Raw genomic sequence first — 13621 nt, forward strand, 5'->3', positions numbered from 1 at the left:
GAGACAGGTGAGAGATTTTGGCCGCATGAATTCTGCATTCGCGGACGCTGTGATGGTCGGTCTGGCTAACCGAACGGCCCGTATGTGGCTTATTATCAATAACTTGAAGCAGAAACCGCAGAAAACACCTTTGCTGGAAGCAGCTTTTGCCATTTTTCCTGTATTCTACGTTTAGCCTAATTTTTCAGGAAAAACGTCTAAATGGCGAATGTCAGTCAACCGATGCCGATCGATCTAACTGTCACGTTATCGCAAATCAGCGATTTCGCTGACGTCGTGACCGATTACGCAACCGAACTTCGCGACCAGATCCTTGCTCCGCGTCCTCGCAAGACGCCGCCGATGCTGACCACCGGCGAGATTGCAGAGCTATGCGGTCTCACGCGTCAGCAGGTTCATTATCTCGTATCAAAAAGCGATGGCGTGCTGCCTGAAGGTCAATCAACGGGAACAGGACGTAGCCGGAGTCGCATGTTTACGCTTGCCGAAGCGCGAACGTGGGTCCAGCGGGTTTCGGATATTTTCCAGACTCCCCTCGTCGATGGTCCGAGCGATGATTTCAGCGGGAAGATTATTATCACTTCCCAACTCAAAGGTGGATCAGCGAAAACCACGACAACCATGTGTCTCGCGCAGGGCCTGAGTCTGCGCGGGCGCAAAGTGCTGGTGGTCGATCTCGATCCTCAGGCATCGCTGTCCGAACTGTGCGGGTTGTACGCGGAGAAAGAAGTTTTCCCCGAGGACACCGTTCTTCCCTTCGTCTTCGATCCGAAAATCGAGGGCGGACTGCTGTCCAAAGTACAAACGACCTATTGGGACGGTCTGGATATTATTCCCGCTCATACGGAGTTGGTGGGTGCCGAGTATCACCTGCCCGCGATGCAGATGAAGATCCCGGGATACAAGTTCTGGACGGTGTTACGCGAAGGGCTGGAGCCGCTGCGTCGACACTACGATTACATCATCCTCGACACTTCCCCGTCGCTGTCCTATCTCAACCTGAATGCATTGATGGCCGCGGACGCGATGGTCATGCCGATGGTGCCGGAGAATCTGGACTTCTTCAGTTCGTTGTCGTTCTGGCGGCTGTTCTCGGACGTTGCCAAATCGTTCATCCGGTTTGAAGCAGACAAGAAATATGACTTCGTGTCCGTTCTGCTGACTCGGGTCAATTATGGTCCGACAGCGGCTACGCCCGTGGTGCGGACCTGGGCGCATGGCGCGTACCGTCATTGGCTCTCCCAATACGAAGTCCCAGCGAGCTCGGTGATGAGTTCGGGTGCGCTGGCATTCACGACCGTGTTCGACATCAGCAGCACACACAGCCAGGCAAAATCTCTCGCTCGCGTCAGGCAGCCGCTGATGGACTACTGCCGGTGGGTCGATGATCAGTTCGTCAAACAGTGGAGGCCAGCACAGTGAGCAATCTCAGAGAGCAACTTCTGGCCAAAACGGCTGGCATCAAGTCGACGGATGAACGGCGCCCGGATGCGACCCGTCGCGCGGGCCGCACGGAAACGGCACCCGGGATGGCCGGTGCACTCGCTGCGGCTCAGCTTCGTGTCCGGGAGCTTGAATCGTCTGGTATGCCGTCTCAACTTTCGGTTGCGGAGATCGTGCCGAATCCCTGGCAGCCCAGGCGCGTGTTCAACGAGGCCAAACTTTCCGCACTGGCAGCATCGATCCGTGAAGTGGGCTTGATGCAGCCGATCGTGGTTCGTCGTTCCGACACCGGCTATCAGATCGTTGCCGGGGAACGCAGATGGCGCGCGCACAAGATGGTCGGCATCGACAGCATTCGGACCGTGGTGATCGAATGTTCTGATCACGACATGGCGGTGCTTGCATTGGTGGAAAACGTTAGCCGTGACGATCTGTCCGACTACGAAATCTCGGTTTCCATTCGTCAAACGGAAAAGGACTTTCCGAATCGCACGCGGCTCGCTGAGGCGCTTGGGATGTCACGACAAGGTCTGTACCGGTTTCTTTCGTTTGAAGGTCTGCCCGATTTCATCAAGCATGATCTCGATCTTCAGCCGACGCTGCTTGGCAGCCACGCGGCCAATGATGTTGGCTCCGTGTTGAAGAAACATGGGCAGGCAGCCGTCGATGCCGCAAGAGAGCTCTGGCCGCAAGTGGTGAGTGGGACGCTTCAGCAGGGGAAGTTTGGTGCGGCGATTGCGGGTATGGTCAGCGCGCCGGCCAGCGCGACCAACGGCGGGCGAAGCATCGATAAGTTTTTTGCCGGGAAAGCCCAAGCTGGCAATATCACAAAGGACGCGAATAACTTCACCATCCGGATCAAGGTCGATATGTTGACCGACGATCAGGAGCGGAAGATTCGGCAAATGATAGGAGACTTGTTCTCGGCTCAGCCGCATTCGAGCTAAGCGCTGTAGAGTTCACGAGGCCCGCAATATGCGGGCTTTTTTTATTGCTGATCGGTGTTGTTTGTTGATGTCGGGTGCGATGGTTGTGCGCGACAAGCTCGCGGTAGGAGTATGTGTCACCATTGGTGACACCATCGCGGACAGTACGCATTGAAGGAAACATCGCTTCGAGGAGGGTTTGTTAAGAGCGAATTCCTTTTCAGTTTGACACCGTGTCCCTTGGAGCAGCGGGATTTAGGCACCGTTTCGATGGCGTTTGAGGTGTCACCAATGGTGACACCTTTGCCAATTATCGACGAGCGAAGCTCTGCGGAATCAGTCGCGGCGTGCTCATGATCCTTACCAATTCCGATGGCGGTAGTTATGGCGCAGCGGTCAGCTTTCGCAATTCGATCGACGATGTGTCACCACTGGTGACAGTTCAAAACATGATAGACGTGGAGCAGGTCGGACACCTCCCACGGACCCTTTTGCCTCCGCGGTGGTCGAGATGCGAAGGTCCATTGATGTGACAGCCGGGGTAATGGACCCCGTCAAGAGTGTCACCATTGGTGACACCTCGATGTGTGACTGCGTCGTCGTCAAACGAAGCTAGCAGCAAAGGTGAGCGTAGTCGGCGTGGATCGCATTCGATAGACGGCCTCGGTTTGAAATCCTAACAACGAGGTGCCATGCGTTGTTGGTAGTGTCACCATTGGTGACACCCTAGCCACTGCTAGCGCATGCGAACCACGCGTACCCGCTCGGGCTCCCCGAGCTAAACATCGGCGTTTGTGCAATCTGCCTAACAACCAAGGAAACGGAGCGAGTGCGCTTACCGCCGCTTCGCGACCTGACCCTCGCAAATGCTGGCATCAAGCAACGTGACTTCGTGACACTGATCTGCAAGGTCTCCATTCGCCGGTCGACACGTATCAACCGAAATCCTGCCCATGCAACTTCACATGCAGCCGAAAAGCTGAGAGCGATTCGATCCGTTGATGCACCACCAGCTTCGTAAAATAAGCCGACGGGCGCAGCGTGATCCATGCGCGCCTCGCTCAGGCGTCTGATAGAAACCGGCAGTGTGCGCTGCGGTAGCGACGGACTGATGCCCCTAAGACGCCGCTCCGTTTCGGCCACGAAAATAGCGCATCCGTGATCAAACGCGCGCCTGGAGCGGCCTACGAGTCTGCTGCCCAACCGAATGACAGCAGCCTCAAACTCACGTATTCCTTCGCCACCGAAGCTACGGCGCAGTTTGCTCTCAGTTTTCGCAAACCCACCGTGCTTCCTTATCCAATCAGTTTCACGGTCTATTGATGTTAGTGAACCTATTCCTGGCACGGCGAATCCCGACATGCGCCCGTAAATCCATCACTGACTTTCGATCCTGATTAAACAGCAAAGCAAATCTCATAGAGATCTGAATTCCCAAATACCTCGAGATCGCTACTCACTCCACGAGGATTGCCATACGAATTCCGCGAGTAGAAAGCTACCCGCCTCATTCGCGCGCACGAGTAGCCGGGTTCAGGCGAGCGACACGAACGAGTTTGATCGCTGGCTTACCCGCAGAGGTACGCCTCGCAGTCCACGCAGTTAGGCGTGTATCGACTATGAGCGGCGACAATCGCCGACACGCAGAATGGATGCGGGTTGTTTCATTCGGCGGTGCACCGTGACGGGTGATGGTGTAACCCAAAGCAGGGGTGGCGAGCAGCCGTTCTGCCGAACGGGTGTCGCGCCAACGACACGCGCGTAAATGTCGAAGCCATGTGACGAAACGTGTGCTCAAAAGGTGTCGGTAGGCGAGAGCAGGGTGTCGGCTCGTCGAAGGGTTCGAGCATCGGACGTCCCCATGCCCTTCGAAGTTTTCTGTCTCCACATCATTTCGGCTCGGCGCAACGATCGAACCGAGCTTCGCCCAAATCGTCAACGGGGACAATGGGACGACAAACAAAGTCATCTGAAGCATTCAAGGAGTTTGGTTCAGCGGCGTGAGCTTAATGTCTCTCCCGTCCTGAACGGCAGACGGTGTCAATGATGTCTGCGTACGCCCCGTCTCTTACCAGAAGGTCTGGCGGACACTTTCCAGCCATTGGCGATCAGTGGGCCTGCACTACCGTCGATAAACTCTTCAGGCGACCTCCATTACGCACCTTTTCTTTCAAAATCATTTCACTCTATAAGTCCTGCACTCATTGATCCCCGTGAAACATTAATCAATAAATTAGAAATCTATTAAGTATATGTTTTAAAAGCATTTAATCTTAATCTCTACGAATGTTTCACGGAAAAACAGTACGCTAAGCCGAATCTCGTCAAAAACGACAAACGGTGGCGTCACGCATGCAACAACAGATGTAGATCGTAGTAAACGTTACGTGTTTTGTACTGTCCCGCATAACGCGAATCCCTAGCAAAAACCGGATCCCACACAAAGCAGCCCCGGCCATCTCCTATCGCAAACCCCCGAATTCCCACCGCCCACGGATAAACACGCAGTCCCGCAGAAACGATCACGATTCTCATCGAACGCCGACCGTCCACCGCCGCGACCACACATCGTGCGCCCACAGATTTCCCCGGCCTGAATTCGGAGCTTGCGTGAACAATCCGTTGCTCTTCGGCTTTTTGCTGGTCGCGCTCGACGTCCTCGTGTGGTGTTGCGAGATGCCTCGCAACGAAATCGCGAGGCTGACCGTGCGGCTTTGCATCTATGCAGCCTTCAGTGCGCTCTTGTTCGCCTCAAATCTGAGTCCGTTTTCACAGGCACCGTATCCCGATTCGTGGGCGCTGCACATGCTCGGCCAGCTGCTCGAAATTATCTGGTGGCTAACGGGTGCGCGTTTGCTCAGCAAAATGCTGGATACGTTTCTGCTTCCCAAGATATGGCGTCGCCAGCGACTGTTCGAAGATGTGTTTGGCGCGCTCGCGTTTCTCGCCGCGATCGTCGCGTCGCTCGGGTTCGTGCTCGAACTGCCGATTCGCGGACTCGTCGCCACCTCCGGCGCGCTCGCGCTCGTCCTGGGTCTGGCCATTCAAAGCACGCTGAGCGACGTCTTCGCCGGCATCGTCATCAATACGACCGAGCCATACGAAGTGGGCAACTGGGTGAGCATCGATGGCGTCGAAGGCAAGGTGATGGAAATGAATTGGCGCGCCACACATCTGTTGACATCGCAAGGTGCAGTCGTGATTGTGCCGAACGCGATCGCAGCGAAAACGAAGATCATCAACAGCAGTCGGCCGACCGCGCTTCATGGCGTGAGCGTCTCGCTCGAGATCACACCTGAGGCACGTCCCAAGGTCGTTCTCGATGCGCTCGATCACGCGCTGAAAAGCGTGCGCGCGGTGCTCGCAGATCCGGCACCGTATGCCCAGGTGAAGGCGGCGGGCACGGAGTCGTTCCAGTATGAAGCAACCGCCTACGTCGACGACATGAACCAGAAACGCACGGTGTCGAACGAACTGTACGATCTGTGTTACCGGCACCTCGCGGCCGCCGGTGTCGAACTCAGATCGCTCGGCATTCCGTATGCGGGCGACGTGTCGCTCGAACGGAGTGACAAGCGCATCAGGTTGCTGCGACGTGTCGATATGTTCGCGGCGCTGACTTCGGACGAGATCGCCCAGCTCGCTCCACGGCTGTTGCGCCGCGAGTGCGCAGCAGGCGAAGTCCTGATCACGCCGGAATCGGTGCCCGACAGTCTCACCATCATCGATACGGGCGTGCTCTGCGCAACGATCAAGGAAGGCAGCGCACAAGTCGAGGTAGCCCGGCCAGGTCCTGGCGAGGCAATCGGGGAGGGCGGTTTGCTCGCCGGTCTGCCCGCCCGCGTCACAATCACGATGCTGACGCCATCGGTTGTCTACATGCTGCAGAAAGACGACCTGACACCGATCCTCAAGAACAATCCCGAAGTGGCGAAGTTGATGTGCCAGTTACTGTCGCGCCGTCAGCGCATGCTGGACAAAATTGGCGCGCCTACCCCCGCTGCGCAATCCGAGAATTCGTTTCTTCAGTGGCTACTCGACGGCGTGCGCCGCCTGCACGACCTGACCTTCTAGCGGCGTCTGTCGCTCACGACGCGCGACGCATCGCGCGATCACGCACATCCCCTTGCCATTTCGCACGATATGGCGAGTGCGCACTGAAATCGACGTGTCGAGTGGGACTTCAGTAGTGTTAGCGGATATACCGAGTCCGCTCTGGAGACCCGCTTATGGATAGCGCTGGTAGCTCGCAGGATGAAGCGTCGAACGATCACAGCCTGAGTTTCGTCAATGCGATCGAAGCGGAGGGCGCCGTATCCGTGATCACCAACCGGAAGGAGCAGATGTTCCCGTTTCTTCCCGAGCGGGAAGTCGACAGGACGCGCGCATTCGGAAAGGAAGTTCAATGGACGGCGGGCGACGTCATGTTCTCCATGGGGCATTCCAGCCCCGGCCTCGTCGTGATGTTGAAAGGACTCGTCAAGGTGATCCGGCGTGACGCCGTCGGCAGGGTGCATCGCGTCTTCGAGTATCGACCGGGGCAGTTTCTTGGCGAGATCGCGCAACTGTTCGGTCATCCCTGTCTGGGCGACGGCGTTGTCGTCGAAGACACGACGGCGATCGTGATCGAATCAGTCGATCTTCGCCGGCTGCTGGTGATGGAAGCAGAACTCGGCGAGAAGATCATGCGCGCGCTGATTCTGCGCCGCGTGGGATTGATCGAGAAGGGTAGCGGCCCCGTTCTGATCGGCGATTCGACCGACGCGCGGCTGATCGCGTTGCAGGATCTGCTGCGAAGAAACTCGTATCCCTATTCATTGATCGACGGGCGCGACGACGCCGAGACCGTTGCGTTGCTTCAACGCATTTCCGCGACACCCAGCGACTTCCCTATCGTGATCTGTCCGGACGGAACCGTGTTGCGCGCGCCCGATGAGAATCGCGTCGCGAGTGCCCTCGGCTGGTTGCCCGAATTCGATCCTACCCACGTCTACGACACGGTGATCGTCGGCGCGGGGCCTGCGGGACTGGCGGCTGCGGTGTACGCGGCATCGGAAGGTCTATCCGTTGCGATCTTCGACAGTTGGGGACCGGGCGGGCAGGCAGGCACAAGTGCACGGATCGAGAACTATCTGGGTTTTCCCACGGGCATTTCCGGGCAGGCGCTGACAGGCCGGGCCTTTGTGCAGGTGCAGAAATTCGGCGTGCACATTTCGATTCCAACGCGCATCCGCATACTCAAATGCGAATGCACGCCGCTCGAAGTCGAACTCGAATACGGCAAGCGCGTCGCGTCGCATACGGTAGTCATTGCATCGGGCGCGGCGTACGTGAAGCCGGACATCGAAGGACTCGAACGTCTGACGGGCCGCGGCGTATTCTTCGGCACGTCGCCGGTCGAGGCGAAGCTGTGCCGGGGACTCGAAATCGTCGTGGTGGGCGGCGGAAATTCGGCGGGGCAGGGCGTCGTCTATCTCGCGTCTCATGCAGAGCGCGTTCACCTGGTGATTCGTGGACATCGTCTCGAAGAGCACATGTCGCAGTATCTGATCGATCGCATCATGAGACTCCCGAACGTCACGCTCTATACCGACACGCAGGTTCTCTCCTTGGCGGACGATGCGGTCGGTTTGTCGGAGATCCGTTGCAAAGGGCCGGACGGCCCGATGTCATTTTCGGTCAGACATCTGTTCCTGTTCACGGGCGCCGAACCCAACACCCGATGGTTGAAGGGCTGTGGCGTCCGCACCGATGCCAAAGGTTTTGTCCTGACGGGCGCGGAGGCGCGTGGCGGTTACGACGCAGGCAAACACACGCTCGAAACCAGTGTGGACGGCGTGTTCGCGATTGGTGATGCGCGGGCGGAATCGATCAAACGGGTATCTGCGGCAGTCGGCGAAGGCGCAGCTGTCGTCGCGCAGATTCATGGCGTACTCGCTGAACGCCGGTCCTATGCTACAAATAGGGGAGCGCCGGGTTCGGTCATTCAGGCTCAACCGGGCTGAACGTTCACCGCTTCCATGGAGATAGACACGTGACTCCACCTGTAAAGATCGTCGCCATACTGACTGCGAAAGAGGGACGCGAAAGCGAACTGGAAACATTGCTGCGTGGCATGGTGCCGCTCTCTCGCGCGGAGGCAGGCAACCTTCGCTACGATCTATGGCAGGACGGTGATAATCGCGGCCGTTTCGTGCTCGATGAGCTCTATAAAGACGGCGACGCCATCGTCTCGCATCGGGCGACGCCGCACTTCCAGAACTACCTGTCCCGTATCAATGAGCTCGCGGAGCGTACCGCTGTCGTTGTGCACGGCGTAGATGTGGCGGATCAAGCTGGCACCTGATCTTTTCAAAGTATGGGCTGCTACGGCCTGCGCAAGACAGGCCGCTGCGAACACCACGCTAGTGCGTGTCTCTCGATTTCAGTAGCGAACGAAACCAGCGTGGATGATGCTTTCTCGCCCAGCCCGGCGTGACATAGCCATGCAGCATGGCGCCCAGCGTTCCCTGGATCCAGATGCCGGCATAGATGTGAACCAGAATAGCCGCGATCAGAACAAAGGCTGCCACCGCATGCGCGAGCGCTCCGAGCCGGACTACATCGATTGGAAAATAGCCCGAGAAATAGCGCCTCCAGATAGCGATGCCTGAAAGCAGCAGCACGATCATGCAAGGCAGCAACGTCCAGAACAGCATCTTCTGACCAGCGTTGTAGCGTCCGACTTCCGGCACACCTTCCTCGCGATTGTTGAGAATGTCGAGGATATGCATGAGCCATCGAATGTCATTCATCTCGATCAGGTTGTGATGCCAATAGCGCAACGCGAGGCATGAAAACGCCGAGAACATCACGAGACCAATGAATGGATGCAGGATGCGCAACCATTGTCCACCACCGAACAGATTCGATAACCAGAACATCGCGGGATGAAACAGCGCCAGTCCGGAGAGCGCGAGCAAGACGAAGCTGATCGCCGTGATCCAGTGGATCGTGCGCTCGTTCGCGTTGTACCGCTCGATCAGATTGTCGTGAGTCCACTTACCGTCTTCGCTCATCGCTGTCCTCCTTGGACGCTTCCATGTCGGCGCGGGCTGCCTCTTCATCTTCGGGATGAACCTTGTTCGGACCGATCCGGACGTAATGGAAAAAGGTGGTGATCACAGTCAGGAACAGGATGGCCAATGCCATCGGCTTCGCGATGCCTTTCCATAGCACCACCATCGGATTGATTCTCGGTTTGTCCGGCAAGCCGTGATAAAGCGAAGGCTGGTCCGCATGATGCAGCACGTACATCACGTGCGTGCCGCCCACTGCTTGCGGGTCGTACAATCCGGCGTGTTCGAACCCTCTGTCCTTGAGATCGCTGATGCGATCGGCAGCTTGTGCCTTCATATCCTCTTTGGTGCCGAACATGATCGCGCCGGTTGGACATGTCTTCGCACATGCGGGCTCCTGGCCTACCGATACGCGATCGGAACACAACGTGCACTTGTACACACGATGCTCCGTCTTCGAGAGACGCGGAATGTTGAACGGACAGCCGGCAATGCAATATCCGCAACCGATGCAGTTCTCTTCGTGGAAGTCGACGATTCCATTCGTGTACTGAACGATCGCGCCAGGCGACGGACAGGCCTTCAGACAACCCGGGTCCGCACAATGCATGCATCCGTCTTTGCGGATCAGCCATTCGAGATCGCCCTTCGGATTCACGTATTCCGTGAAGCGCATCACGGTCCATGAGTGCTCCGTCAGATCGATCGGATTGTCATAGACGCCGATGTTGTCACCGACCTCGTCTCTCAGATCGTTCCACTCCATGCACGCCGTCTGACAGGCTTTGCAGCCGATGCATTTGGATACGTCGATCAGCTTGGCAACCGTCCCCGTGACCGGGTTGCGATCGCCCGGCGGCAGAACCGTCGTGGCCGATAGACGCTTGATATCCAGCGATTGCAAAGCCATGGTTTGCCCTCAAGCCTTTTCGACTTTCACGAGAAAGGATTTGAACTCCGGCGTCTGCGTGTTCGCATCGCCTACCGACGGTGTCAGCGTGTTGGCCAGGTAGCCGAGCTTCGCCACACCTTTGTATCCCCAGTGCAGGGGAACACCGACCGTTTCGACACTCCTGCCATCGACGATAAGTGGCTTGATGCGCTTCGTAACCACGGCATTGGCGATGATGTAGCCACGCTTCGACGACACCTTCACGCGGTCACCCGCCACCACGCCAATCTGCCGGGCCAGTTCCTCGCTGATCTCGACGAATTGCGCCGGCTGCACAATCGCGTTCAGCCGCGCGTTCTTGGTCCAGAAGTGAAAATGCTCGGTGAGGCGATAAGTCGTTGCCGTATGGGGAAACTCACGCGCCGAGCCGAAATTGGCCCGATCATTGGGAAAGACTCTCGCAGCCGGATTGCTCGTCACACCCGGTTTGTCCGGATGCAAGGGATTGAATCCAAGCGGTGTTTCAAAGGGTTCATAGTGCTCGGGAAATGGCCCTTCGTTCATCTGTGCTCTGGCGAAGAAACGAGCCACGCCCTCCGGGTTCATGATGAACGGACCCATGCCGAGCGAAGGTGATTCGTCATCCTTATAGTCTGGAATATCGGCGCCATCCCATTTCTTGCCGTCCCAGCGGATAATCTTCCGTGATGGATCGAAAGGCTGTCCGTTGATGTCGCATGAGGCGCGGTTGTACAGGATGCGGCGATTGTCAGGCCACGCCCACGCCCCACCCAGACTCTGGCCGATACCCGTCGGATCGCTGTTGTCGCGGCGGCCCATCATGTTGCCTTCTTCCGTCCACGCACCGCAGAAGATCCAGCAACCGCTCGCCGTGCTGCCGTCGTCGCGAAGTTGCGAAAAACCAGAGAGCTGTTGTCCCGCTTTCAGTACACGCCTGTTCGAATCGACGATGTCGCTCACCGCCGAGCCGTTGTACTCCTTCGCCAGTTCTTCCGGCGTAGGGCTTTCCGGGTCGAAGTACGGCCAGTTGAGCTTGAGTATCGGGTCCGGATACGCGCCACCCTGCGTGCGGTACATCTCTCGCATCCTCGTGAAGAGGTTCGACATGATCTCGGCGTCACTGAGTGCTTCACCCGGCGGCTCGGCCCCTTTCCAGTGCCATTGCAGCACCCGCGATGAACTCACCACCGAGCCATTTTCTTCCGCGAAGCAAGTAGTAGGAAGCCGGAACACTTCCGTCTGTATCTTCGACGAATCGGCGTTGTTGAACTCGCCAAAGTTCTTCCAGAACTCCGATGTCTCCGTCGCCAGCGGATCCATGATCAACAGCCATTTGAGCTTGCTCAGCCCTTCGAACACTTTCGCCTTGTTCGGCGCGGAAGCGATCATGTTGAAGCCCTGGCAAACGTAACCGGTCATCTTGCCCTGTACCATCAACTCGACGTTCTGGATGACGTCATAGGTCTTGTCCGGCTTCGGCAGATAGTCGTACGCCCAGTTGTTTTCCTTCGTGGCCGCGTCGCCCCACCAGGACTTCATCATGCTGACGAAGAACGCCGGATAGTTCTGATAGAAGCTGAGCTGGTTAGGACGAAGGGGCTTGAGCGTGTGCTTGCGAAGATAGGCGTGATAGCCCTGATCGTCTTCGGATGGAAGCACCATGTATCCGGGGAGCATTTCGCTCAACAGCCCAAGGTCTGTCAGACCCTGGATGTTCGAGTGTCCGCGCAGTGCATTGACGCCACCCCCTGCAATCCCGATGTTTCCCAGCAGCAACTGCACCATGGCACCCGTGCGGATAATCTGTGCACCGATCGAATGATGTGTCCATCCAAGCGCGTACAGCAACGTTCCCGCGCGATTGGGCGTGGCCGTACTGCCTAGCACCTCGCAGACGTGCAAAAACTTTTCTTTGGGCGTGCCACAGATCTTCTCGACCATTTCAGGCGTGTATCGGGAGAAGTGGGCCTTCATCAGTTGATAAACGCAACGCGGATCGGAAAGCGTTGCGTCAGTTTTTACGAACCCGTCTTCGCCGTATTCGTAATCCCAGCTGCTTTTGTCGTAGGCGCGCTTCTCCGCGTTGTAGCCGGAGTACAGACCATCCTTGAACTCGAAGTCACCGCGGACAATGAAGCTGAAGTCCGTGTAATTGCGCACGTATTCGTGCTGGATCTTCCCGGTGGTCAGCAGATAGTTGATGACGCCGCCCAGGAACGCGATGTCCGTGCCCGTACGAATCGGCGCATAGTAGTCCGCGACCGACGCAGTGCGTGTAAAGCGCGGATCGACCACGATCAGCCGCGCGCCGCGATGCGCTTTCGCTTCGACGACCCATTTGAAGCCGCAAGGATGTGCCTCGGCTGCATTGCCGCCCATCACGAGAATCACATCTGCATTCCGGATATCGACCCAATGGTTTGTCATCGAACCGCGGCCAAATGTCGGGGCAAGACCTGCCACCGTCGGGCCGTGTCAGACACGCGCCTGGTTATCGAATGCGAGCATCCCCAGACTGCGGACTACCTTGTGCGTCAAATAACCGGCTTCGTTACTCGCGGCAGATGCGGCAAGAAAGCCCGTCGTCACCCAACGGTTGACCGTCTTTCCGTCGGGCGTTTTTTCGACGAAGTTCGCGTCCCGATCTGCCTTGAGCAGCTTCGCGATGCGATCGAAGGCGTCGTCCCAGGAAATCGGTGTCCATTTATCCGAGCCGGGAGCGCGATATTCGGGAATCGTGAGACGCGATTCGCTGTGAATGATGTCGAGAAGACTGGCACCTTTCGGACACAAGGTGCCTCGATTGACGGGGTGATCGGGATCGCCCTCGATGTGGATGATGCTGCCTTTCGCGTTCTTCGCGTTGTCACCCAGTGCATACATCAGAATGCCGCACCCCACCGAGCAATACGTGCAGGTGTTTCGTACTTCAGTGGCGCGACTGAGCTTGTATTGACGAACTTCTGCTATCGCGGCGCCCGGAGAAAAACCCAACAGCGCGACGCTCGAACTGGCGAGTGTCGCAGCCGAGATCTTCAGGAACTGCCGTCGTGTCAGGCTATCCATGGATGTTTCCTAAACCGGTGTCGCGCGGCGTTGTTGGGGACACTCTCGCGTTCTCGTTCATCGTCTTCGATATCCGCTGACGTGTATTCCGGGAACGCACGATCTTTCGAAAAGCATGGCCTTTCCGCTCAGACGGAGATGCACGATCCTGTCCCACTGCGTGCGTTGTCACTTCAACGTGAGTTTTGTCTATCTGAACCGGTGCATGTGCCGGG

General features: G+C 57.3%; 8 protein-coding genes. 5 read left to right on the forward strand and 3 right to left on the reverse strand.

All coding sequences use genetic code 11. The features are described 5' to 3' along the window. The first annotated feature begins 201 nt into the window (after positions 1-201). The 5 genes from DK391_RS01730 (at position 202) to DK391_RS01750 (ending at position 8715) form a co-directional block, all read left to right on the forward strand. A complete protein-coding gene (locus DK391_RS01730; RefSeq protein WP_109476253.1) occupies positions 202-1422 on the forward strand; it encodes an AAA family ATPase in 1221 nt (406 codons plus the stop codon). After that, positions 1419-2390, forward strand: coding sequence for a ParB/RepB/Spo0J family partition protein (locus DK391_RS01735; protein WP_109476254.1), 972 nt, complete (start codon positions 1419-1421; stop codon positions 2388-2390). Before DK391_RS01730 ends, DK391_RS01735 begins: the two co-directional genes overlap by 4 nt. 2589 nt (positions 2391-4979) lie before the next feature. Next, the gene (locus DK391_RS01740) at positions 4980-6443 is read left to right on the forward strand and encodes a mechanosensitive ion channel family protein (protein WP_109476255.1); all 1464 of its coding nucleotides are present in this window, start codon (positions 4980-4982) and stop codon (positions 6441-6443) included. 155 nt (positions 6444-6598) lie between these two features. Then, entirely contained in the window at positions 6599-8374 is a 1776-nt protein-coding gene (locus DK391_RS01745) for an FAD-dependent oxidoreductase (protein WP_109476256.1), read from the forward strand. Positions 8375-8403: 29 nt separating this feature from the next. After that, the gene (locus DK391_RS01750; protein ID WP_109476257.1) at positions 8404-8715 is read left to right on the forward strand and encodes a putative quinol monooxygenase; all 312 of its coding nucleotides are present in this window, start codon (positions 8404-8406) and stop codon (positions 8713-8715) included. Between the two features lie 58 nt (positions 8716-8773). Here DK391_RS01750 and DK391_RS01755 read toward each other — a convergent pair whose 3' ends face one another. Genes DK391_RS01755 through fdnG form a run of 3 tightly spaced genes read right to left on the reverse strand, consistent with a single transcriptional unit; the run spans position 8774 to position 13406 of the window. Continuing rightward, complete coding sequence (locus tag DK391_RS01755; protein ID WP_109476258.1) at positions 8774-9427, reverse strand: formate dehydrogenase subunit gamma; 654 nt, start codon at positions 9425-9427, stop codon at positions 8774-8776. Continuing rightward, on the reverse strand, positions 9411-10337 hold the full coding sequence (gene fdxH / locus DK391_RS01760; RefSeq protein ID WP_109476259.1) for a formate dehydrogenase subunit beta: 927 nt from the start codon (positions 10335-10337) through the stop codon (positions 9411-9413). Before fdxH ends, DK391_RS01755 begins: the two co-directional genes overlap by 17 nt. Before the next feature lie 9 nt (positions 10338-10346). Further along, complete coding sequence (gene fdnG, locus DK391_RS01765; protein ID WP_109476260.1) at positions 10347-13406, reverse strand: formate dehydrogenase-N subunit alpha; 3060 nt, start codon at positions 13404-13406, stop codon at positions 10347-10349. Between the last annotated feature and the right edge of the window lie 215 nt (positions 13407-13621).

The sequence above is a fragment of the Paraburkholderia sp. C35 genome (assembly GCF_003121405.1).
GTDB lineage: Bacteria > Pseudomonadota > Gammaproteobacteria > Burkholderiales > Burkholderiaceae > Paraburkholderia.

What these genes read in the sequence shown, in the direction of transcription:
- DK391_RS01730 (WP_109476253.1), top strand. Translation starts at nt 202, where the DNA reads ATGGCGAATGTCAGTCAACCGATGCCGATCGATCTAACTGTCACGTTA.
- DK391_RS01745 (WP_109476256.1), top strand. Translation starts at nt 6,599, where the DNA reads ATGGATAGCGCTGGTAGCTCGCAGGATGAAGCGTCGAACGATCACAGC.
- DK391_RS01755 (WP_109476258.1), bottom strand. Translation starts at nt 9,427, where the DNA reads ATGAGCGAAGACGGTAAGTGGACTCACGACAATCTGATCGAGCGGTAC.
- fdxH (WP_109476259.1), bottom strand. Translation starts at nt 10,337, where the DNA reads ATGGCTTTGCAATCGCTGGATATCAAGCGTCTATCGGCCACGACGGTT.